The following is a 23,704-nucleotide window of genomic DNA, read 5'->3' on the forward strand; positions in this document are numbered from 1 at the left end:
GTCCCTTATCCGTTTGACGTATTGGCGTATCCTAGCGCGATAAGGTGACGCTGACCATCCAGGCCCGGCACCTTCAGTTCATAGACGTGACGCACAGCGATATTGGCAGGCAGGGTATTTAGTTCACTTTCAGGCAACTGTCCTTTCATCGCCAGAAACTGACCGCTTTCGTCGGTCAGGTGGCCACACCAACTCAGCATGTCATGAACACTGGCAAAGGCCCGGCTCAGTACCGCTGCATAGGGCGTTTCTGGCTGATGCTGTTCCACCCGACTGTGGATAGCCGTGACGTTATCAATGCCCAATTCAAAACAGGTCTGGCGGATAAAGCGGATGCGCTTGCCCAGTGAATCGAGTAATACAAAGTGTTTATCGGGGTTGATAATAGCCAGCGGCAAACCTGGCAAACCCGGACCTGTACCCACATCAATCAAGGCGCCATCAGGTAAGTAAGGACTTACCACCAAACTGTCGAGTATGTGCTTGCTGAGCATTTCTAACGGCTCACGCACCGAAGTCAGGTTATAAGCCTTGTTCCACTTGTGCAGCGCAGCTACCAAGGCTAGCAACTGCTGGCGCTGCGGTTCGGTTACTTGCAGCTCAGTCTCAGCCAGCAGGGCATTGAGGCGCTCAGGCAGCATCTTCACGTTTGAGCAATCCTTGTTTTTTCAGATAGACCAGCAGCAGTGAAATGGCGGCCGGGGTAATACCGGAGATCCTCGATGCCTGACCAACGGTTTGCGGGCGCACATCATTGAGCTTGGCAATTACCTCGTTGGAAAGCCCCTTTACCTGCTGGTAATCCAGCTGTGCTGGCAGCAGGGTATGCTCATTACGCAGGATTTTATCGATTTCATCCTTCTGGCGTTCGATATAACCGGCGTATTTGATTTGTGTTTCCACCTGCTCGGCGGCCTGAGCATGGGCCAGGCCAGGGCCAAAACCGTCAATGCTCATCAACGCCGGGTAGGTCATTTCCGGGCGCCGTAATAATTCTTCGAGATTGTGCTCACGGGTCAGCGGATTTTTCAGTAAGGCATTAAGTTGCTCTACCTGGGGGCTGCCCGGGTGGGCGAAACTGGCCCGCAAACGCTGCGCTTCCTGTTCAATCAACTCAACTTTTTCATTAAAAGCAGCCCAGCGCCGGTCATCAACCAGGCCCAGTTCGCGGCCTTTGGCAGTCAAACGCAGATCTGCATTGTCTTCTCGCAGCAATAATCGGTACTCGGCGCGGCTGGTAAACATCCGGTACGGTTCTTTGGTTCCCAAAGTGGTCAGGTCGTCAATCAGCACACCGGCGTAAGCTTCTGAGCGATGCGGGCTCCAGCCTTCTTCGCCTCGAGCTTGGCGGGCCGCATTGAGGCCGGCAATGAGCCCCTGAGCAGCGGCTTCTTCGTAACCGGTGGTACCGTTGATCTGGCCAGCAAAGAACAGCCCCTGGATAAACTTGGTTTCCAGAGTGGTTTTGAGATCCCGCGGATCGAAAAAGTCATACTCGATGGCGTAACCGGGGCGGGTAATATGCGCCTGCTCCAGGCCCTTGATCGATTGTACGATCGCCAGCTGCACATCAAAGGGCAGGGAGGTGGATATACCGTTGGGGTAGATCTCGTGAGTGCTAAGCCCTTCCGGCTCCAAAAAGATCTGGTGGCTTTGCTTGTCAGCAAAACGGACAATTTTATCTTCAATAGACGGGCAATAACGAGGCCCAATACCTTCAATCACACCGGCATACATGGGGCTGCGATGGAGGTTATCACGGATCACCTGGTGGCTTGCTTCACTGGTGTGTGCGATATAACAGGGGATCTGCTGCGGATGCTGGGCGGCGCTACCAAGAAAAGAGAATACCGGCGTTGGAGTATCACCCGGCTGCTCCTGAAGCTGGGAAAAATCAATGGTACGGGCATCAAGCCTTGGTGGGGTGCCAGTTTTCAGCCGTTCAACCCGAAACGGCAATTCCCGTAAACGCTGTGCCAGAGCGTTGGCCGGCGGATCGCCAGCTCGACCACCGGCAAAGTTGTCCATGCCGATATGAATGCGGCCGCCGAGGAAAGTACCCACAGTCAACACCACAGTGGGGGCATAAAAGGCCAGTCCCATCTGGGTTTGTACACCGACAACGCGATCGCCTTCGACGATCAGATCGGTGCAGGGCTGCTGAAACAACGTCAGATTCGGCTGATTTTCCAGTGCCGAGCGTACATAGGCTTTGTAAAGCGCGCGATCAGCCTGAGCACGGGTAGCTCGAACGGCAGGGCCTTTTGAAGCATTGAGGGTACGAAACTGGATCCCGGCGTGATCGATCGCTTCTGCCATCAGGCCACCCAAGGCATCAACTTCCTTTACCAGATGACCTTTACCGATCCCGCCGATCGCCGGGTTGCAGGACATTTGCCCGAGGGTATCAATATTGTGGGTTAGCAGCAGTGTTGCTACACCCATACGGGCAGCTGCCAGCGCCGCTTCGGTACCGGCATGCCCGCCACCGACCACGATCACTTCAAAACGCTGTGCTTGTCCCATCTGACACCTCTGTACAGCCCATAAAAAAGGGGCGTTATTGTACCTGCTGAACTGGCCCCTACCAAGTGTTGGATCACCACGGCGATCTATCATTAGATCAAAGATCTTTTTTAAAGATCCTTATTATTTGATCTATTAGATCCACCGTTTTCTGTGGGTAAGGCTTAAAAGATCAATAAAAGCAGGATCTTGTTAGCGATCAGATCATGTGTACAGCCGTTGATCGCAGCCGGTATTAGCTGGGATCAGATCGCTACTTTATGCACAGGGCATGGCGGCACTTGATCTTATTCAGTGTGTAAGTAGAGGTTTTACACCGGTTAGATCGGTGTTTATCCACAAAGAAAGTGAATAAAGATCGGTGATTGTGCATTCAAATTTGCTCGATCAGATAAGCAACAGCACGATCTTCCGGCAGGGTTTCGTCCAGTACATCAAGCGTGATCATCGGCCATAACCGGCTGGCACCCGCGGTTTGCATCAAGGTATCCAGGGTTTTACCACCTTCACAGAAAGTATCGTAGCTGGAGTCGCCCAGTGCGAAAACGGCGTACTTCACAGCACTGAGATCAGGTTCGGTAGCCAGTTCTGCGGCAAATGGCTGGATATTGTCGGGGAGTTCACCGGCACCATGGGTTGAGCTGACCAAGAGCCAGTACCCTTGTGGCGGTAGCTGGACCAGCTGAGGTTCCAGGTACAGGTGGTGATTGATGCCACGGTTAGCAAGTTCTGTGGCCAGGGCATCGGCGACGTATTCAGCGGCGCCGAGGGTTGAGCCGACGATCAGATGTACAGTATCCATGTGACCTTTCATGGTTCTGGGGTGGGAGGATATTTTACCCTAATGTGCTGGTATTGGCGGTACGTTCCAGTGTCAGTGCCAGCCGCGTCATAGTGCCTTCAATCACATCCAGTTGCAGGTCGGCCTGGCCTGATTTGGCGATAGCCCGCACCAGCAGGTGGCTGGTACGGCGAAACTGCGGTTCAATACGGCCCTCGGTGGCAGCCAAAAAAGCGCTGGCCAATACCTGTTGCCAGCGTTTTAGCAGCGCTTTAATGCGAGGGTCGTGGGTGTGCGCCAGCTGGCGGTGCAAGCGCAGGGTCACATGGCCAAGGTTCAGGCAGGTTAGCCCCAGATCGGTAAGGTAACGTTGCCCCAAGGGTTTGGTCTGCTCAAGCTGTGCCAAACGCATCAACCGCTCTGCCATACGGCCGTTAAACCACAGGGGTGGGTCCCGGTGCAGCTGCAAACGGGTCAGATCGCCGGCACTGGCCGCCAGCAACCGTCGCTGCATCAAGGTGCTGCCGGGAGGGGCCAGCAGCCAGAAGGTGCCGTACAACAGCAACATGCCCACAACGATGCCCAAAGCGCTGGCGCCATGAGAGAGCGTTACGCCGTGGCTGGCGCCCGGCATGATCAGTAATGTGTAGGGAATACAAAAGCCAATGCCATATTGCAGCCGGTTTTGTTGTGCCATGGCCACTAGCCCAAAGAAAAAGGGGACGCCCATGACCAGCAGCAATACCGGCAATTGCCCGGGGTAGTGGCTAAGTAGTGGCAGGCCAAATAACCAAGCCACCGGCACGGCCAAAAGGCTACCGGCCAACAGCTTGGCCAGCGGCATGTTTGGCGAGGTTAGCCTGGCAAACATCACCGAAAAGGTAACCGGTAATACCATCATCACCACAGCCCCAGGCCAGCCGCTTAGCGCCCAGGTTAAGGCGCCAACGGCAAAAACCAAAGCGCTGCGAAAACCAGTCAGAACCCCCAGCAAAGGATCTTTATAGTTACCTAAGCTGGGAGCCTTGAGGTTAATGCGATTGCGGGTGTTGATGGCATCAAAAGCCTTTAACAGCACCATCAGTTCATTGACCATTTCCATGCTGGTATGAATAAGCCGGGCCTGGATGGGTACCCGGGTTACCTGGCCGGCACGATAATGCAGCAACTGGCGGCGTAACTGGCGTAAAAGCACCATCGCCTGGGGGCCATTTTCTGCTGCTGCCATGGCCTTGAAACTGTGGTGCATATCATCCAATAACTGATGCTGTGACTGGCTTAGCAGTTGCGGGTGGTTACGGCGAAAGCGGCCAAAAATCTGGATGATGGCCAGTAGCGATAACACTTTTTGGCAAAGCAGATTGGCCGCCCTGGCCCGGCCACGGCCTTCCGGACTCTCGTAGACCACGGCACTGGAATCATCATTAAGGGTGATCAGGGATTCAAAAATACCGTCAATGTGCGTATGACGCTGATCGTGAGTACCGTTGGTATCGAGTTCTACAGCAAGATATTCAAGGGTTTTATTGACTACCCGTTTAGCGTGATGGCGCAGAATGGTTTTTACCCTAACCGGCCATAACAGCAGGCTGACGGTGCTGGCACACAAGGCACCAACAACAATTTCACTGGCCCGTGCCCAGGCGGTATCGAGTATGACTTGTTGGTTCAGGCCGTCAGGGTGGATCAGGCTGAGAATGGCAACCAGGGTGGCGGTAACTGCCGCAATGGCATAGGCATAGATAAAATTGACTCTGTGTACCATGGCGGAGGCAGCGGCATTGAGGCCAATCCAGAGTGTCAGCGCCGCCATCAGCCAGGCCAGGTGCTGGCCCAGTGTCATCAGCATGGCAATGCCGGCCAGGCCGCCAACCAGAGTACCGGCCATCTGACACAGGGCTTTTTCTATCACCAAACCGCTTTCTGGCCGGATCTGTAAAAAAACGGCAGAAATCAATGCCCAGTAAGGGCGATCAAGGCCAAGGCTGATGGCCACCGACAGCGCCAGCGCCATGGCAATGACCCCTTTGATGGCATAGCGCAGGGTGTAACGGTTTGGCACCAATGCGCTCAGCTGCATCTGCAGCCCCAAAGCCTGTTGGCAATGACCGGCAAGCCCTTGCGGCTGGTGCTGTTATTCATGGCCGTGAGCTAATCCCCAACTTTGCAAATGAAATGAACCTGTTGTGGCTACAACGAAGGCCTGCTGATTGTGCCATTTTTTCAGCAAATGCCAATTGCGAAGACCACTTAGGCCGCGCATAGCTGAGGTTTCAGCTTGGTCAGTGGCACAAAACCACGAAAACCGCTGACCAACTGCCCCTGCGCGTTCATCATTAGCATGACTGGTGTTGCCGGAATACCGCCCAGCTGCACCAGCAGCGCCGGATCCGGCTTAAAGCCACGGCTGCTGATCCCCAGGGAAAACATGGCCTGGCGCAGAGCCGGCAGGTTGCCATTGATACCCATGGCGACTTGCTTCAGATGCGGACATTGCTGTTTTAGCTGTTGCAGAACCTTAGCCTGGCGGGCGCACCACCTACATTGCGGCTCAAAAAACAGCAGCAAAGTGTCATGCCCCCGGTAGCCTGCCAGAGTCTGTATCTGGCCGGTACGCAGATCCTGGTGGCGAAAATCGTACATTGATGCTGCTAAGGGAGCACTGAGCAGAGCCAGTAGCCAGATCAGATGTTTCATCAGAAGCTTATCTTCAGGCCAGCATAGACTTCACGACCCCGCAGCGGGCCATAGATATAGGCAACATCAAAGCCGCCTGCGGGCCCATAAAAGAGTGGCGAGTCTTCATCGCCAGCCTGGGTATGATCAAACAGGTTGGTGGCACCGACATAAAGCTCGGCAGTATCGTTAAGCTGGTAGGCGGCTCGCACATCAACCGTGCTGTAAGCCGGGGCATCTAGTGTTTTTTTACTGGCCGGGTCGACATTACCGTCGCTAAAGATCCGGTTGTAGCCATCATAGCCATACTGAGCCAAGTCGCGAGCCCCTACCCAGCTCCAGCTAGCGTAGAGATCCCAGCCGGCAATATCCCAGTCCAGGCTGGCATTTATGCGGTTTTCCACCGGTGCGATGGCGTAGGACGATTTAAACACCTGACTGTGATCAAAATGCTCGGCAGTCAGGTTTGCACTGAGGCCATTACCCAGATCATAACCAATAGCGATGTCGGTAGTGACAACCGAGCCACGCTTATTCAGCTGATGCAGCAGTGGAACGCCATTGGCGTCAGCTGTCAGTGCGGCCAGGTTATCAACAGCAGTCCATGCCACCGCCGCAGTGGCAGTGAGGCGTTGGCCCTGATAGTTCAGAGAATAGGTAACCGAATCAGAGCGTTCGACATCGTGAATATCAATGTGAAAGCCCAAGGCGCTGTCGAGAATACCGTGGTCGGTTTCAAAAAAAGACAGTGGCGCCCGGTAGCCGCGGCCTAGAGATAATCGTGAGGTCCACAGCGGGGTGTGGTGGTAGCGCAGGTCGATACGTGGCGAGACAATGGTTTTTGCGAGCTCAACACCGGGCTTGGCCGGGTCGATAAAATCAGCGGTGATCTGATCAATCCGCAAGGCCATGGCCACTTCCAATGCTGCATTGGGATGCCAGGTATCCTGGCCGTAAAGGCCGTTGACGACGTAATTAAAGGCGTCTGAGACATAGTCCGGATTGGCGCTGCCGGCTTTGGAAAAAGAACGCATGCGTTCGTCACGACGGTCGGCACCGAAAGTCAGCAGGTGCTGGTCTGATGCCACATAGTTGGCCCGGGCATCAAAAAACAGCATGTAGTCCTTGGCGCTGTAATCAAAGCCTTCGTAGAAAGAGTCCTGATTGTGGTCGGCATAGCTTACTGCCAGATGCAGGTTCCAGCGGCTGTTGATTTCTTTTAGCAGTGCCAGCGAGGCTTCGTTACGTTGGGTCTTGATCCATTCGGTGGTTTCCCAGGCCTTACCGATGTAACGGTGGCGAACATCGCCGTCGGCAAACAGCTGGCTGGGCGCACTTGCCTGGCCATCAAAACTGGCCAGCACACTGCCAATGCTGGCGGCCTGGCCATCGGCAAAAGTACGGCCCAACATTGGCCCACCAAATATTTCCGATTCGGTGTTGGCTACGCGCACAACAATGTTGTCAAAGTCACCGATGTCATGGGACACCCTGGCCACCAGGGTACGGTTACTCTGCTGAGGCGCTTCATTGACGTTGTTGTGATCCTTGTCCACCTGATCGCGGTTATCGTACTGCGCCACCAGCGTACCGCGGGTGCGGCCATTGTCACTGACACCTTTACCCAGCAGGGCCAGCTTGCGGTAGCCGTCGCTGCCACTGGCCAGTTCCAGGCTGGCGCCGTTGTCGTAGGGGGTGAGGCTGACAATATTAATGGTGCCACCAATGGCTTCCGGAGCGATCAAAGAAGCCCCGGCACCGCGTGCCACCTCAATCCGGCTGATGCCGGTGGTAGGAATAGCGTCCACCGCGTAATAGCCAGAAATCATGGTATGAACCGGCAGGCCATCGACCAAGAGGGTGGTTTGTTCCCCTTTCATGCCGTTGAGCATGATGCGCTTGACGCCGCACATGGAACACTCGTTAGAGACCTTCACTCCCGGTGAGCTATCAATAGCCTCAGTCAGGTTAACTGCGTTCTGACGGGCAATCCGCTGCTCGCCAATCACCTCTGTTTTGATGATGGTATTGGCCAGGCTGCCAGCCTGTTCAAGGCGCTGGCGAACACCAGTGACAGTGATCACCTCTGGCTTGGCTGTAGAGGTATTGTCGATATTGTTTGCCAGTACCGGCAAAGCAGGCAGTACAGTGACAGCAGGTAGCAGGGTGAACAGCGAACGCATGGCAATGAGCTCCGTTAAACTAAACGGCGCTCATAGTAATGTTGTTGATAATGGTTATCAACCGTATTTGTGTTTAATCTGTATCACCACTACTTGCCGATACAGAATGTAAAGAATCTATTGGCTTCAATACGTTAGTGACTTTCCGGGGGGCACTTGGGGTAAAAGTAACTAAAACAGCATCTTGAGAGGTCTATCACGGGTTTCTACTATCGTGCAGTGTTTCCATCGGTGGCTCGGCCTATCCGTGTAACCACCCCACATACAACATATTTATTCCCAGCCAGTAGTCGATAGATTATGAGGGAGCGTCACGCTTCCCATTTGATCAACTAAATGTCCTAGGTTCGAGTCCTATACCCTTGTGATCTTACATTCAGCTGCGATTTCACCCGTCACGTCCAGGTGATTGTGCACCAATTCACATGGTAACTATGCTACCCGTGATCACTGCACCTTGTATTTTTCAGACCAAATTCGCAGGTCGTCCAGCACCTTTAGGGCGCTGCGGCCAAAGTCGGTCAGCTCGTAGGTGACCGCCACCGGACGATCGCTGAGAACCTTGCGGATCACCATGCCACGGCCTTCGAGTTCCTTGAGGCGCTGGTCGATGATCTTCTTGCTGGCGCCGCCCAGCATACGAGTCAGGTCATTGAAGCGCACCGGGCCGTCTTTCAAGTGAAAGATGATGGATCCTGTCCACTTGCCGCCAATCACCCGCATGCCCTTTTCGATGGAACAGGGTTCCAGGCAGGGATTGATCACTTTTTTCCTGCCGTAATCATCTGTTTCGACAGTCGTTTTTCCTTTCTCACTCATGTTTTTTGCCCAGTTACCAAAAGTAAACCAATTGAACCGACATTCAAGGTGAAAATAGTATACCAGCACACCTTAATTGACCGCAAAGCCCGATAGCGAGGAGAGCGCCATGAGTAATGTGCTGATCATCAACGCCCACCATAAGTACCCTTTTTCCGAAGGCCGCATGAATGCCGCCCTGGTGCAGTCAGCCGACGAGTTGCTGCGTGCCAAGGGTCATCAAACCCGTATTGTCACCATCGATGACGGCTGGGATGTCGAGCAGGAACTGGCCAATCACCAATGGGCTGACATTGTCATTCTGCAAACCCCAGTGAACTGGATGATGGTGCCCTGGACCTTCAAGAAATACATGGACGAGGTCTACACCGCCGGTATGGGCGGCGCCCTCTGCAAGGGTGATGGTCGCCACCACGACGCGCCCAAGGAAAACTACGGCGCTGGCGGTACCTTGCAGGGCAAGCGCTACATGCTGTCGCTGACCTTCAACGCCCCCGCTGAGTCCTTCAATGATCCGGATGAATACCTCTTCCAAGGTAAAGGCGTCGACGATCTGTGGTTGCCCATGCATATGAACTTCCGTTTCTTCGGGATGGAAGCCATGCCTACCTTCGCCTGCTACGACGTGATGAAAAATGGCGATTTCGAAGGTGACCTGGCGCGGTTCCAGTCCTATCTGAAAGATAATTTCTGATCTTGATTTGAGCTCCGTGGAGCCATGCTCACGGTGCTATTTAATGAGGATAAATCCATGAGCCCGTTTCAGTACCACAATCAGGAAAGCGCTCCTGATGAGGCCAAACCTCTGCTGACCCAGTCGCAGAAAAGCTTCGGCATGATCCCTAATCTTCACAAGATCCTCGCCGAGGCGCCGGCCACTTACGCCGCCTACAACACCACTTTTGAGCTCTTCATGAAAAACACCACGCTGTCACCCTTGGAGCAGCAAGTGGTGTTCATGACCGCCAACTTCGAGAACAACTGCCACTATTGCGTGCCCGGCCATACCTGGATGATGCATGCGGCCAAAATGCCTGAAGCGGTGATAACTGCCCTGCGCGAAGGCACGGCTCTGCCCGATGCCAAACTGCAAGCGCTGCACGACTTCAGCAAGGCATTGTTGGATAACCGTGGCCATATCGGTGATGAAGGCCTGCAGGCCTTCTTGGGGGCTGGCTACAGCAAGCGCCAGGCGCTGGAGGTGCTGACCGGTCTTGCCGCCAAGCTCATCTCCAACTTTACCAACGCCTTAGCGCACACCGAGCCGGATGCGGTCTTCGAGGTCTACGCCTGGACCCATCCCAGTCAACGTTAACCTAAGGAGCCGCCGTGGTGGACTCTCTCTATCGCGCCAAAGAGCGACATGCGACCTGGCTGGAACTGTTCTTTGACCTGGTTTTTGTGGCGGTGATCGGCGTTATCGCCCACGACTTGGCGCACACTCACGGCGGCCATATCAGCGGCGTGCAATTGCTGCGCTTTTTGTTGGTGTTCATCCCGATCTGGTGGATTTGGATGACCCACACGCTCTTTGCCAACCGTTTTGACAAGGACAGCCGCGAGCATCGCCTGCTGAGCCTGACGATCATGGCGTTGCTGGTGATGCTCTCCACCGTGGTTGAGGAGAGTTTAGGCCGTGGCTTTGGCCTATTCGCCGGCCTTTATGGCGCTGTTAGACTATTGCTGGCCCTGTTGTACGGCCTGGCCTATCGGCACCACGAGGCGCTGCGCGCACCACTTAAATCAGTCATGCTGGCCATTGCCCTGGGCGGCGTTATCAGCGCCAGCGCGGCGCTGCTGGACGGACCTTGGCGCTATGGGGTGTTTTATCTGGGTATTTTGTTTGACGTGCTGTGGCAGGTCAGCCGGCGCCACCAGCTCGAGCAACTGCCCATCGACCGGCGCCACCTGGTTGAGCGCATTGGTCTGCTGGCGATCATCATCCTCGGCGAGTCGATGATTGCCATGGTCGCCTCGCTGGACCATAGCCACTGGGATGCCTTTGATGTCGGCTCGGCCGTCACCGGCTTTTTGCTGATCGGTGCCATCTGGTGGATTTACTTCGACAGTTTCCCGGTGCTGGAACGGGCCCAGCGCCTAACCAACGGCTATGTACTGATTTTCGCCCACCTCTTTTTATGCATGGGCTTGCTGCTGTTGGCCAACATGATCCGCCACGCCATTTTGGGCGATCTTGACCGTACCACCTTCAGCATGCTGGGGGTCTCGGGGCTCTGTCTATTCTATTTGGGTAAGCAGGTGCCTTATTGGTACGCCTTCGTGCCGTGGCGCCGCGCCATCGTCAGCAATACCCTGATCTGCGTTGGCATCACGGTGGCCAGTAGCTTCCTGCCCAGGGTCGAGTACTCCCTGTTCGGGATGATGCTGGGCATGTTGGTCTATGTGGCCCTCACATTTAGGCGGATCCTTTCCGTGGATGTCAGCGACTACCTCAGTGAGCACTGACGCATCGAGTCAACGAGGAATGTATGAGCAATAACTACCAAGTATCCTGCGATTGTCAGGCTGTCTCCGTCAGCATGGAAGGACAACCGCGTGTCCACGCCTATTGTCACTGCGAAGACTGCCGCGAGCTGCTGCAAGTCCCTTACCATTCGGTACTGGCCTGGGAAGCCGATCGGCTGCACATCAGCAAGGGAGCCGGTGAAGTCGTGAGTTTTCAGCACCCGCATAAACGTATGACGCGGGTCTTCTGCAAGCACTGTGGCGAGATCTTGTACAACACCAATGCCATGGGCTGGAAGCTGGTATCCCAACACCTATTCAAAAAGTGTAATGCCAATCAGTTACCATCAGGCTTTGAGGCGAATGCACACTTTTTCTACGATCGACGTGTAATCGACATCGCCGATAACCTACCTAAGAAGTGAGATGGGATGAGACCCAGTATGGGTCTGTATCATCTGGCCTAAGGTCTTATCGGTCAGTCTGGAAGCCCTGTTGGGACAGTTCCATCTATGCCTGAATTGCTTGAGTAAATAGTACCTTCTTGCTTCACTTGCGCTAGCCGGCTATGCCGTCACTCCAGAACACTGGGGCAATCGAGATGGTGTTTGCCGGTCTAGTATTCGAAGAGCCCTTTGGCGCGGATGGCTTGCTGCCCGCAGGGGTTCCTTGTTGCTGACTCACTGAGCCGAGGTACTCTCGGGGTAAAAGCAACTCAAACAGTGTCTTGAGATGATGAACACGGGGTTTCTGCTATCGTGCAGCGTTCCCACATAGTTCGTCCGCTCCTCCATATGAATCAATGCGAGACCACCACACGCAATCAAAACCGCTTTTTTGGGTGAGTTTTGAGCGTATTTTGGACCGACTATAGCCTGCTTGGTGCCTGGAAAACTGCTTTTACGCTTCGAACTGTGCAAGGTTCCCAGATATCAGTCTGGGCATTCGTGCAACTGCCCCATATGCGGTAATCCTTAATCCCAGCCCGTTGTCAGCCTGGCTGAGCGAGCCTTAACGCCCTCTAATATGGCGCTGCTGATGGCAGCCGGGAAGTCTGCTGGCAGTTGTTGGGTCACGCGCTCAATAACATTATCAACGGAGTTGGCCAGTTCTGTCAGGATCTCTGCCATAGCAGAACGCTCAAATCCCACAGCTTTGGCCGTTTGGAAGAAGTGGCGCGGGAATATCTGTTCAATGGCGTACTTCTTACCCTTGCTGCCTGCCAGACCCATGGCGAGCTTGGCGTCCCTTCGGTTGAGGCCTCGGCCGCCAAACACCGGATAGACAGACAGGATGTCGTAAAAAGGGGTCAGCCGAAAACGCCCTTGTGGCTCAATGAACACCGAGAAGTTCTTGGCGTGGCCATCGGTAGCGGCCAGCAACCAGAACAACACTTGTGCCTTCATGAAGTGGTAGCGGTCCTGCTCTGCGTTGGCTGACCCCAGCAGGTAGTGCATTATCTCGCCTATCCCAGGGCCGCCTTGGCTTTCGTATTTCCGTGCTGACGGAACACTCAACACCTGGCAAAAATCTTCCTGGGGCAGCCGCATGATCCAACTACCGTCCGAGGCATACCTGCGGTCAAAACGTTCCACGGCCAAGGCTTTGATGTCATCAAGGTGCACCATAAAGCAATGGGGGACCGGTAAACCAAACTCTTTTGCCAGCAGGGTGCAGAGATATTCGTTTTCGACGCTGTCTGACAAGTCGAGGCTGTATGAGTGGCTCTCTATCTTGCCGATAGGCAACTTGAGGATATGGGTGGTAGGCGTGGTGCCTTTGGGTTGGCACCAGCGGTCGTCTTTGAACAGCAGGGCGGTTTTTTCCTGGGCTCCTGCCAAGGAGATACGAAAGTCCTCAATGTCCTCAATCATGCCCAAAGGGGCGCCAACCTTGTAGCCGGTGAGTATCTTGGCCAGTTCTTGGTCAGGCAATGCTTTGAAGTCGATGGTGCGAATGTCACCCGGCGCGGCACCTTTGGGTAGCAGTTGTAGCGCGCCAACGGTATCTGCACCGACTCGTGCCAAAAGGTCGAAGGGTTGGGTTGAGTCTGCGTGATAGCGGGACAGGATCCGGCCTCTGATATCCGGGTTATCCGGCAACAGGTTATCGAAGAAGTTGTAGGCCTCATCACCCCGATAAGGCTGTCGCCGTAAGGGCATGGAAAGTGATATAGGACGGCTTCCAGGCTGATTAAGCCAGCTATCAGCGTATTGGAATGCATGGGCGCCGGTGCCAGCACGGCTGAAAACGCCCACCTGGTAGCCATTCATGTAGACATCCAGGTCAGCCATTACCACTCCTCTTTCCAGCCATCAGGGCTTTGGGTGTCGTTGCCTTTGGGTTTCACTTCCAGCTCCAGATCCAGTGCTGACAGGATCTTGAAGAAGGTTTCCAGCTTGGTTGTGCCCGGCTGGAGCTCAAAGCTCGATACCGTGTCCTGGCGGATCCCCACTTTGCTGGCCACTTTCCCCTGGGACAAATCGTCAGATAGACGCACATCTCGCAAGTAGGCGCTGAGCTGCTTAGCGTTGGTGATCTTCATGTCGTGGCACCCTGTGAACTGGATGATTTCAATTTACACGCTTAAGCAGGTAAATCAAATTTCACACGCTATAGAGTGTGAAACTGTTCATACACGCTATGGCGTGTAATTCCGCTATTACCTGCCATAGAGAGTCGTGTTTCCACTGACACCCAACCCAAAAAGTCGCTTTTGGATGAGCTCGCCCGTTGAGGATTGCGGGTGTGATCGAAAAGCTATCTGTAGGTACTGTTTGAGTGGCTGTACGTCAGTGCTTTAAGGGTATACCTAATAGGAACTATATTCCGGGCAGTAAAAAACTATTTTGGAACCACTTAAAATGCACTAAGGTTGAGGAACTATTTAAAACAGACTTGAGGCTGACATCGATGTTCATTCGCGCCTATCTGCGAGCCTCCACAGCCGATCAAGACGCTGAGCGCGCCAAAGAGCAGTTGGTGACCTTTGCTCGGGAGCATGGCCACCAGATCGCCTCTTTTTATGTTGAGAACGAATCTGGGGCTACGCTGGCCCGGCCCGAGCTGATGCGGCTTATTCGCGATGCCGGGCCCCGAGACATTGTTCTGGTGGAACAGATTGACCGCCTTGCCCGTTTGACCCAGGCCGACTGGCAGACGTTGAAGGCGCGTTTGGCGCAGAAGCAACTGGCCATCGTCTCCCCCGAGCTGCCAACCTCCTGGGTGGCATTACGGGGTGACAGCGGCTCCGATTTCACCAGCGCCATCTTGCAGGCCGTCAACGGAATGCTGTTGGATATGCTGGCCGCCGTGGCCCGCAAGGACTACGACGACAGGCGGCGCCGGCAGCAGCAAGGCATTGCCAAAGCCAAAGAGGAGGGCAAATACCGTGGCCGGCAGAAAGATGAGAAGAAGCGTCAGCACATCGCCAGGCTATTGGTGACAGGCCACAGCTATTCAGCGATCCAAGAGATGTTAGGCTGCTCAAGGCACCTTATTGCCAGCGTGGCCAAGGAGGAGCGCAGTCAGTTCCAGAAGTAGTACTTTTTGATGACCGGCCCACCCTTGCGCGGTGGGCGTGGGGTTGCCTTGAGGGTTTTCACCGACCAGACAAGCGCGATGCTCAGCGCTGTGAACAGCCCGGCGGGCCAGTGCCAGCAGGTAAGGGCGGCAAGGGCCAGTAGCAGCAGCCTGGCCGTGATGGGCCGTTTGGTAGCCCATGTCAGTATTGGCCAGCACCAGTACACCAGTGGCTGGCAGATCAGCAGCCAAGCGAACAGCGTGTTGCCCAGTGCCATCAAGCCCAGTACCACCACCGCCATCAGGGCGATATCAGCGATCGGTTTCATGGTGCCGCTCTTTTGCGTGCGCCTTGTAGCTATACAGGCTCCACACGAACACAAGCGTGAAGAAGGCCAATAAGCCCGCCATCCCCCAACTGAACGCATCCATCGCTTTGCTCCACCACTGAACATAATTTCAGCATGGCACCGAAGGTGTTGGTGTTCAATCAACTTATTGAAAATATTGAGTTTGTTTGTTAGTGACAAAGTTGAAACTATGGAATCCAGTGACTAACTAACCAGTGGAATCAGCGCCTTCCGACCCGGCCAATCCCTGTCCAATTCCCTTCCACATAACTATCTATCTGGAATCTTGGTGCGCAATTTCCAGATAGTGGAATGTTGCTTCAGAACGTGCCCCTGGAATCTGTAGAGGGGCTTTCCTATCTATCTGGAATGTTAGGGGCGGGCTTCCCTATGGAAACCCGCTACCTTGGCCACTCCAAGCTGCGGGGTGGAAAGCAGGCGCGATGATTCCTATCTATCTGGAATAATGGTGTGCTCTTTCACACGGTGAGCAGCTGATGTGCCATCCCATCCAGCCTGGCTTTCGTCTTCTCCCACCCCGGCATCACTTGTCCCATCAGCCGGTAGAACCGCTCGCTATGGTTGTGCTCGGCGATGTGGCAAAGCTCATGGAGAATGACGTAATCAATGCACTCCCTCGGCGCCTTAACCAGGTGGGGGTTCAGGGTGATACGGCCATTGGGGGAACAACTTCCCCATTGGGTTTGCATGGTCAGTATGCGCAGTGGCGGACGTTCATCTACCCATAGTGCCTGCTCCAGCATGGCATCGAGGCGCTTGGCGAATAGTTCTCTGGCGCGGGCTTTGTACCAGTCAGCCAGCAGGGCTTTAACCTTGTGGGCGGACTTTGTTCGCACAGAAACCTCCAGCTTGCCGCGCAGCAGCTTTACGCTTTGAAGCTGTTCGGGGGCCTCTATCACTTTCAGCAGGTATTGTTTACCCAAGTAGTAGTGGCTCTCGCCACTGATGTACTGGCGGGGAGTAGTGAATTCAAGCTGCTTGCGAAAGTCACGCAGCTGCTCGTATATCCAACGGCCCCGTTTTTTTACAGCGGATAGAACGGCTTCGTTGTCGGCATCTTCGGGAGCCGATGCGATCACCCGGCAATCCGGATGCACCTTGATCAGTACCCTGCCCGTGGCTTGCAGGCGCTTGACGCGCTCAACGGTGATCTGCTCGTCGCCGTAGCGAAAGTGCATGGTCTGGTTATGAGGTTTTATCGGCACATTCATCTAACTTACAGTCCGCTCAAACCCACACGGGTGATCTGCACAATCATCTCAACAATGTTCTTGGCCTGGTCCATGCCGCCGCCAATGGCTTTGCATTCCTGGAACATGCGCGGAAGTAGCTTCTTGCGGATGTCGGCTTCAATGTTTTGCGGGTTGATGGAGTGCTCGGCAACGGACGTTTCTACCGCCTGGTCGATTTCAAAGGCGACCTTGACCCATTTGTCCTGCACTTGTTGGTCCATCACCGCCAAGGCGGCTGGCAGCACTTTCTTGAATACGCCGAAGTAGGCCTGGGCGTGGCGATTGCCGGCAAACACATCGGGAATATCCCCCAGGCGCCTGTCTTGTACTTGCTCTTCAAACTCACGGAACAGCATGTACTGTTTCAGAGGGTGGTCGAACAGCTTTTCGGCTTCCTCAATGGCTTGACGCAACAAGGCTGAGAAGGCTTCCTGAGCGTAAGGGTCATCCCGTAACTCCTGCTCAATCATGCGGGTTACGCGGGTTTTGATGATGTCGGTTTCGTTGCGGGTTTTATCTTCGCTCCAGTCTTGTGGCTGTGTCGATTGACCCATCTTGCCCACTTCATATACGCCGTCGGGTTCTTTGACCTGTACACCCACCACATGCTTATCCAGCAGCTTTTTCACCTGGTCGGCGTATTCGTCGTAGTCGATTCTTTCGCCAGCATCTTGCTGCACCAGTTGGCGTAGGCTGGAGAACTGCTTCACCGTTTCTTTGTAGTGGCGGCGGTCGGCATCGCTAAAGCTTTTATCTTCAAAGAAGGTGGCCGATTGCAGGGCGACTTTCAGGCAACTGGCGAAGGCCGTCAGAGCCTCGTAAAAGTCTTCTCGCACCTTCAGGTGCACATCGACCAGCTCATCGTCCCGCGCTTCGATTTTGGGTACCAGAACCTGGCGCAACTGTTCGATATCGTTCTTGTTTTTTACGCCATCGAATATGGCCCAGAGCTGCTTATAGAGCTGCGGCAGGCGCTTGTACTCGGTACTCATCTGGTTGTAGAGGCCAGCAATATCATTGATGTCGTAACCGCCCTGGGTACGGGAGGCCAGATCCTGATACTTGGCGATGGTGGTATCCAATTCCGCCAGAATGCCGCGATAGTCGATGAGCAGGCCAAACTGCTTCTTCGGATGCAGGCGATTTACCCGCGCAATCGCCTGAATGAGGTTGTGCTCTTTCAGCGGTTTGTCGATGTACAGCACAGCGTTTTTCGGCTCATCGAAGCCGGTGAGCAGCTTATCGACCACGATAAGGATCTTCAGAGAGTCATCTTTGTCGAAGCGTTCAATCAGATGTTTGGTGTAAGCCTGTTCGTCCTGGCTGCCAACGTTGTCTTTCCACCACTGGGTCACTTCCGGCGTGGCGGCTTCATCTATGGCGGTATTGCCTTCACGGCTGTCCGGGGGGCTCATTACCACGGCAGATTCAAACAAGCCTGCCTCATCCAGGTACTTTTTGTATTTGATGGCCGACAGCTTGCTGTCGCAGGCCAGTTGGCCTTTTAGACCGTCGTCGATGTTTTTAACGAAGTGGTTGGCGATATCCAGGGCAATCAGGCGGATGCGGTCATCCGTGCTATACACTTGGCCTTTTTTGGCAAACTTGCGCTTCAGGTCGGCTTTTTGCTCGTCTGAAAGCCCCTCGGTGATGCGTTCAAACCAGCTGTCGATGGCGCGTTCATTCACGTCCAAGTCGGGAATGCGCTCTTCGTACAGCAGTGGCGTTACGGTCTTATCTTCCACGGCGTGTTGCATGGTATAGGCGTGGACAATGGGGCCAAATTTATTGGTAGTCTTGTCGTCTTTTAGCAGCGGCGTGCCGGTAAAAGCGACGAAAGCAGCATTGGGCAGCGCCTGCTTCATGCGGATGTGGTTTTCACCGCCTTGGCTGCGGTGGCCTTCGTCAATCAGCACAATCACATCTGCGCTGTTGTTTACGCACTCCGGCAGTTTGGTGGCGGTATTAAATTTTTGAATAAGCGAGAAGACAATCCGCTCGGTGCCTTTGCCAATCTGCTCGGCCAGGCGTTTGCCAGAGGTGGCCATGGCGGCGGCTTTGTCCTTCTTACCGGCCAGTTCACCACCCGAGGCAAAGGTTTTGCTGAGCTGGTCTTCCAAGTCTACCCGGTCGGTCACCACCACAATGCGGCATTGTTTAAGGCTGTCGTGCAGGATCAGCGCCTTACTTAAAAACACCATAGTGAATGACTTACCTGAACCCGTGGTGTGCCAGATCACGCCGCCTTCACGGCCGCCGGTGCTGCTGCGAGTATTGATGCGCTCAATCAGTCGCTTGATGCCGAACACCTGCTGGTAACGGGCAACGATTTTGCCGGCCTTTTTATCGAACAAGGTAAAGTAACGGGTCATCTCCAATAGTCGGGCAGGGCTTAACAAGCTGATCAGCAGTTGATCTTGCCCGGTCACCGCCAACTCGCCCCCCGCGACAAGGCTTTGGTACCAGTCCAGGTCTTTTGCCGGGCGATGGCTGAAGAGGTTTGCCAACTGTGCCTCGTTGAGCGCTCTGTTCTTGGTGGTGTGCATCTGGGCATCACTGATGTCCTCTTCACGCCAGGCGGCCCAAAACTTAGCGGGCGTGCCACAGGTGCCATAGCGGCCATCATTGCCGTTAATAGACAGCAGCAGCTGGCTATAGGCGAACAGCAGCGGAATTTCGTCATGGCGCTGGTTACGCAGGCTTTGGGAAATGCCTTCGTCAATGGTGGGGCCTTTTTTGGCATTGCCATCGGGGCGTTTGGCCTCAATCACCACCAGCGGAATACCGTTCACAAAGCACACTATGTCGGGCCTGCGCTTATCTTGAAATGAAGAGCCGACGCCGCCAGAGCGGGTAACGGTAAACTCTTCGGTAAACACAAAGCTGTTGTTGGCCGGGTTTTGCCAGTCAATCAGCGCAACCGTCGGATTGACCTTTTTACCCTCCACAAACTCGGTCACGCTGATGCCATACAACAGGTGGTTGTACAGGCGCTCATTAGCCGTGAGCAGGCCCTCATTAAGGGCCGGGCTGCACACCTCGGCAATCAGGTTATCAATGGCCTTTTCAGACAGGGGGTAGCTTTTGCCAGCAAAGGTAAAGGTGCGCTTCTGGAGTTCACTGCGCAGTACCTGGCGTAAAACCACCTCATCGGCCTTGCCACCCCGGGCGGCCAACGCCTGTTCAGGAGAGAGGAAGGACCACCCCAGGTTGGTTAACAACGTCAGCGCCGGCAACTTGGCACTGTATTCTTCCTGAAATTTGGGGGCGGGTTGGGTCACTTTGTCTGCTTCCTTTTCTGGTTCAGGCGTTGCTCTAATCTTTCCAATTCCTTGAGTTCTTTTTTGTCTTCCGCCAGAGCCTCCTGCCTGCTGCGCTGCAAATGGAAAGCCTCATAATGTTTGTGGGCTATTTGCTCCATCTGTTTTCGACTGATGCGCCCGGCGCTGTTGAGTAGTGGCTGCTCATTAAAATCCATAAACTTATCGACATACTCACGCCAATCTTGCAGGCGAAGATGGGCTTTGTTTTTCGCCCTGAACTCGGCGAACTCGAAGAACATGCTGACCAAGCGATTGAGGCTCTCCAATTCGTCTGCGTGCAGGTAATTTTTCGCGACCACCACATCGGCCTTGCGCACCTTATTGCCAGCAAAACTGGTGAGGTTCATGTTGGGCTTGGAGGGATCTGCACGTTCGACAACCAGCTCCGCGGCGGTGTGGCCGGTCACGGCATAGAACAGCTTGTTTTGAACCTCGGCAAACAATAATCCCGTCTCTTTTTCGTTTGCCCGGTAGTCTTCAGATAACGCCAACAGGTCGCGAACCTTCTGATAGAAACGCTTCTCCGACGAGCGTATGTCGCGGATGCGTTCCAGCAGTTCATCAAAGTAGTCCCATTTAGGGTCTTTAAGGCGGTCGTCATCCATGGCGAATCCCTTGGTCAGGTATTCACCCAGGGTACGTGTTGCCCACTGGCGAAATTGCGTGCCACGAGTCGAGCGTACCCGATAGCCCACAGCGATGATCATCGGCAGTGCGTAAAGCTGAGTCAGGTACTCTTTGCCATCCGCCGCAGTAGTCAACTTGGAGTTGACAACTGCCCCTTCAGCCAGCTCCCTGTCTGACAAAATGGCCTTCACGTGCTTGCTGATATTCTGCTTGCTGGTTTGGTACAACTCCGCCATTTCCAGTTGGGTGAGCCATACCTGGCCACCCAGCTCACGCAGTACCAACTGGGATTGACCGTCGTCGGTGGTATAGAGGATGAGGTCGTTATCGGCCATGTCTATTCCTCTTGTAGAAGGTCAAATACCTGGTTCAGCCATAGACGATCACCTTGGCACCTTGTCCGCTCATCCACAGGAAGCACCGTCAGTAGGTGATTCGAGGCGTGGGAGATACGCAGCTTGTTACGCAGTCGCCTCTTCTGCTCATCTGCCGTCCCGTCCACAGATCTTGCAATCAGTATTAAGCGACGGCCTTGATTTTCGACCAGTTCGCGGAAGAGCCCGTTAATATGGCTGTCATCCTTATGGAACCCGAAACCGACAACGACGATCGCATCAGAATCTGCATAAGCATCAAAGAGCCTGACGTAACGCCGCGACATGGCCACTGAGGTAAGCGGTTTGAGGCCGCTTTGAGTAAGAATGAAAGGGACATGGATCTGACTTCTGTCTACATCATCTGGATTGTCACAGGTAATGACTGAGTTTTTGTAAGGATTGTAGTAGTCATGCACACTGCCGTTTAGGTGGATTATTTCCGGCAGGTCCATGTTCATGCCACGAAATATTTCAGCCAAGAGGCTGTTGTAGTTAGCCGTTCCTATAGCCGAGAAGTTTAGGTCGCCATCAAATGCGGCCAGATCGTGGTAATAACCCTGGGCCGGAATTGCTGCCACGTCTGGTGCTTGAGCACTGATGTAATCACGGGCAACCTTAAGGAAGATCACCATGCGGGTGAACTTTGCCCATTCAGTGGAAGGCGAAAACAGATAGCGGAAGTGATCATCGATCAACTTCTGGTAGTCCAGCACTGTAGTGAAAAGGTTTTCCAACACCTTCTGGGCAATTGCGCAGAACAGGGTTAGGGCCGTAGCGCCCTCGCCTGTCTCAAAAGCCCGGTTCTCCTCTAGCAGCAGTTCAAGCGCTGTTGAGCCGATGCGGTTAAACTCCAGACGGAACATGCCTGCGATGTCGTCAAAGATAGGCAGATCATCAGGTGCCGCCTCGAACAGTTCCTGATTCAGCCGCTGAACCAAGGCTTGGCCGTGGGCCCCAACCAGCAATTGTAAGAAGGCCGTGACATACCGTTTCAGATCATCGTTATGGGCAGACTGGCGTACCACGTCCAGCATCGCTGAATAGTATTCAGACTCGAACAATTGTACGTCTCTGGCCAATAATTCGTTGAGGCGAATATCATGCGTATATAGGCGTTCGCCAATGGCGTTGCCGGTTAGATCAAGAAATGCCTGTTCCAAAGTCGCCTTCTCTATGCCCAAATCGGCAATGGCATAGTCACATTCCTGATCAAAACTGTTCAGTCGCCGAATAATTTCATCCCTTTTATATTCGATAGATGATTCTATGAGACTGGTAAACTCGTTCCGCCCAAAGGCATGAATACGCTTCTCGGCATACCCCTGAGGCAGCCAGTCACTGGCATAGAGTGAGCGTGAGTCCAATGCACGGAGCTGATCGCGAAGCTCTGTTTTGTATTGACTCGGGTCTTGCCGGAACAGGTCTATGGCGAATTTACCTCCACTGGGCAGGCCATATCCCATCTCGGCGCCAGCGCCAAAGAAGAAACCTAGTCTCATAACTATCTCCTTGTCAGTTGATTTGGACTCGACATTTACCGGTTAGCAACTGCTGCATCAGGGCTTTTTTCTCTTGCTTTAGGGCATCCAGCTTTTGTTGAAGCGTAGAAATTTCCTGATCGGCGGTGGACAGTACGGCTGCGATTTTTGATTGCTCTTTCAGACAAGGGACGGTCAAAGTGTATACCTTTCTGATAACACTTGGATGTGCTTTTGACTGGTAATCAAATTCCAATCTTGAATGGTGTAATTCTAATTGGGCAGCAATAAACTGACAATTCAGATTTTCTGCATTTAATCGCATATAGCCAGAAACATTAGTGACCGAGAACTTGTGCTTTGGCCGATAGAAAAAGTTTCCTCCACCATCAACAGACCAAGATATAAGCTCCTCGTCAAACATATATTCGCCATATTTACCCATCAATCCATTATTCTTTACGGAGGAGGAATAAATTGGATAGTCACCTGGAATGTTATCAATATCTTTTTTTGATATTACATTTCCACGACCTAACTCAATCCACCCCAATTCCTCCAGCTCTTCCAGCAGGTAGCTAGCCCATTCCCCACTAAACCTAACCCCATTCTTATCCAGCAGGCGTTTTTTGCCGGTGAGCAGTTGTTGCATCAGGGCTTTTTTCTGCTGCTGGCTGTTGGCGAGCAGTTGTTCGGTGGTGGTGATGGCCTTATCCCAGGTGGAGAGGATTTGGGCGATTTTCTTTTGTTCGGGGAGTGGGGGAAGTTTAATTTTTAGCACTTGATATGCGCCAACATTCAAATGCTTCTGTGCCATACCCCCTTGTAGATCCAAGACTTGGCTCTTCCCCATGTGGCTGTTTGTATATGCACAAAGATACTCAGATATGATCTGCTCCCTATCTGGTCGTGCGATTACAATGTCTATTGCATTTGAGCCTTCAAATTCAGGAGTCACCACACAGGCGGTACCAGGATATCCTGTACGCACTATTAGAATATCTCCGGCTTTAAGCTGACTTTTTTTATTTGCAGCGTGTCCTTCATGGGAGAAATATACCCAGTCATGATCATTGATAAAGCCTTCTCTGACATTGGCTGACCTGAAGGCTTTAACCCCTTCACTTTCTTCAACATAATATTGAGTAGGCTTGATGACTACGCCAACAGAAATGGATTCACATACATCCTTAGCTTCAACAAGCTTCCATCCATTAGGCACCATAACCACCTCCAATACGTTGGCCAAGGTGTTTTGCATTAACCTTGGTGTCGCCACCCATCCCTGGGGCTTGGGTCCGGCTCGGCCATCCACGGCCTCGC

The 23,704-nt window shown here is 53.6% G+C and carries 20 protein-coding genes; 5 read left to right on the forward strand and 15 right to left on the reverse strand.

Features of this window, described 5'->3' with window-relative positions; all coding sequences use genetic code 11:
- Positions 1-5 precede the first annotated feature (5 nt).
- From rsmG to WDB70_RS13835, 7 genes are all read right to left on the reverse strand, one after another.
- The gene (rsmG, locus tag WDB70_RS13805) at positions 6-638 is read right to left on the reverse strand and encodes a 16S rRNA (guanine(527)-N(7))-methyltransferase RsmG (RefSeq protein ID WP_406668113.1); all 633 of its coding nucleotides are present in this window, start codon (positions 636-638) and stop codon (positions 6-8) included.
- Positions 631-2,526, reverse strand: a complete 1,896-nt coding sequence (gene mnmG / locus WDB70_RS13810) for a tRNA uridine-5-carboxymethylaminomethyl(34) synthesis enzyme MnmG (RefSeq protein ID WP_406665317.1) — start codon at positions 2,524-2,526, stop codon at positions 631-633. The genes rsmG and mnmG overlap by 8 nt, the downstream gene beginning before the upstream one ends.
- A 373-nt stretch (positions 2,527-2,899) precedes the next feature.
- Entirely contained in the window at positions 2,900-3,328 is a 429-nt protein-coding gene (gene mioC / locus WDB70_RS13815) for an FMN-binding protein MioC (RefSeq protein ID WP_406665319.1), read from the reverse strand.
- 34 nt (positions 3,329-3,362) lie between these two features.
- A complete protein-coding gene (locus WDB70_RS13820; RefSeq protein WP_406665321.1) occupies positions 3,363-5,387 on the reverse strand; it encodes an FUSC family protein in 2,025 nt (674 codons plus the stop codon).
- Between the two features lie 170 nt (positions 5,388-5,557).
- Positions 5,558-6,004, reverse strand: coding sequence for a TlpA family protein disulfide reductase (locus WDB70_RS13825; RefSeq protein ID WP_406665323.1), 447 nt, complete (start codon positions 6,002-6,004; stop codon positions 5,558-5,560).
- Positions 6,004-8,166, reverse strand: coding sequence for a TonB-dependent receptor plug domain-containing protein (locus WDB70_RS13830; protein WP_406665325.1), 2,163 nt, complete (start codon positions 8,164-8,166; stop codon positions 6,004-6,006). Before WDB70_RS13830 ends, WDB70_RS13825 begins: the two co-directional genes overlap by 1 nt.
- Before the next feature lie 447 nt (positions 8,167-8,613).
- Positions 8,614-8,985 carry a winged helix-turn-helix transcriptional regulator gene (locus WDB70_RS13835; RefSeq protein WP_406665327.1) on the reverse strand — a complete coding sequence of 124 codons (372 nt, stop codon included), beginning with the start codon at positions 8,983-8,985 and terminating at the stop codon, positions 8,614-8,616.
- A 109-nt stretch (positions 8,986-9,094) separates the two neighbouring features.
- On the opposite strand from WDB70_RS13835, the gene WDB70_RS13840 reads away from it, so the two are divergent.
- The 4 genes from WDB70_RS13840 to WDB70_RS13855 are packed head-to-tail and all read left to right on the forward strand — an operon-like array spanning position 9,095 to position 11,876.
- Entirely contained in the window at positions 9,095-9,679 is a 585-nt protein-coding gene (locus WDB70_RS13840) for an NAD(P)H-dependent oxidoreductase (protein WP_406665329.1), read from the forward strand.
- 57 nt (positions 9,680-9,736) lie between these two features.
- Complete coding sequence (locus WDB70_RS13845) at positions 9,737-10,300, forward strand: carboxymuconolactone decarboxylase family protein (RefSeq protein WP_406665331.1); 564 nt, start codon at positions 9,737-9,739, stop codon at positions 10,298-10,300.
- Between the two features lie 14 nt (positions 10,301-10,314).
- Entirely contained in the window at positions 10,315-11,451 is a 1,137-nt protein-coding gene (locus WDB70_RS13850) for a low temperature requirement protein A (protein ID WP_406665332.1), read from the forward strand.
- 23 nt (positions 11,452-11,474) lie between these two features.
- Positions 11,475-11,876, forward strand: a complete 402-nt coding sequence (locus WDB70_RS13855) for a GFA family protein (protein ID WP_406665334.1) — start codon at positions 11,475-11,477, stop codon at positions 11,874-11,876.
- A gap of 549 nt (positions 11,877-12,425) precedes the next feature.
- Here WDB70_RS13855 and WDB70_RS13860 read toward each other — a convergent pair.
- On the reverse strand, positions 12,426-13,745 hold the full coding sequence (locus WDB70_RS13860; protein WP_406665336.1) for a type II toxin-antitoxin system HipA family toxin: 1,320 nt from the start codon (positions 13,743-13,745) through the stop codon (positions 12,426-12,428).
- Entirely contained in the window at positions 13,745-13,996 is a 252-nt protein-coding gene (locus WDB70_RS13865; protein WP_406665338.1) for a helix-turn-helix domain-containing protein, read from the reverse strand. The genes WDB70_RS13860 and WDB70_RS13865 overlap by 1 nt, the downstream gene beginning before the upstream one ends.
- Before the next feature lie 368 nt (positions 13,997-14,364).
- Here WDB70_RS13865 and WDB70_RS13870 point away from each other — a divergent pair, with 368 nt between their 5' ends.
- Positions 14,365-14,994: a recombinase family protein gene (locus WDB70_RS13870; protein ID WP_406665339.1), complete on the forward strand. Its 630-nt coding sequence runs from the start codon at positions 14,365-14,367 to the stop codon at positions 14,992-14,994.
- Here the strand turns inward: WDB70_RS13870 and WDB70_RS13875 are convergent.
- The 6 genes from WDB70_RS13875 to WDB70_RS13900 form a co-directional block, all read right to left on the reverse strand.
- Positions 14,979-15,302 carry a hypothetical protein gene (locus tag WDB70_RS13875; RefSeq protein ID WP_406665341.1) on the reverse strand — a complete coding sequence of 108 codons (324 nt, stop codon included), beginning with the start codon at positions 15,300-15,302 and terminating at the stop codon, positions 14,979-14,981. The two genes, WDB70_RS13870 and WDB70_RS13875, sit on opposite strands and share 16 nt — an antisense overlap.
- A gap of 500 nt (positions 15,303-15,802) precedes the next feature.
- Entirely contained in the window at positions 15,803-16,522 is a 720-nt protein-coding gene (locus WDB70_RS13880; protein ID WP_406668115.1) for a M48 family metallopeptidase, read from the reverse strand.
- Positions 16,523-16,560: 38 nt separating this feature from the next.
- Positions 16,561-19,857, reverse strand: coding sequence for a type I restriction endonuclease subunit R (locus WDB70_RS13885; RefSeq protein ID WP_406665343.1), 3,297 nt, complete (start codon positions 19,855-19,857; stop codon positions 16,561-16,563).
- Positions 19,854-20,861, reverse strand: coding sequence for a virulence RhuM family protein (locus tag WDB70_RS13890; RefSeq protein ID WP_406665344.1), 1,008 nt, complete (start codon positions 20,859-20,861; stop codon positions 19,854-19,856). The genes WDB70_RS13885 and WDB70_RS13890 overlap by 4 nt, the downstream gene beginning before the upstream one ends.
- A 2-nt stretch (positions 20,862-20,863) precedes the next feature.
- A complete protein-coding gene (locus WDB70_RS13895) occupies positions 20,864-22,402 on the reverse strand; it encodes a hypothetical protein (RefSeq protein WP_406665345.1) in 1,539 nt (512 codons plus the stop codon).
- A 13-nt stretch (positions 22,403-22,415) separates the two neighbouring features.
- Entirely contained in the window at positions 22,416-23,630 is a 1,215-nt protein-coding gene (locus tag WDB70_RS13900; protein ID WP_406665346.1) for a restriction endonuclease subunit S, read from the reverse strand.
- Between the last annotated feature and the right edge of the window lie 74 nt (positions 23,631-23,704).

The sequence above is a fragment of the Gallaecimonas aegicerasi genome (genome assembly GCF_045291545.1).
Classification (GTDB): Bacteria; Pseudomonadota; Gammaproteobacteria; order Enterobacterales; family Gallaecimonadaceae; genus Gallaecimonas.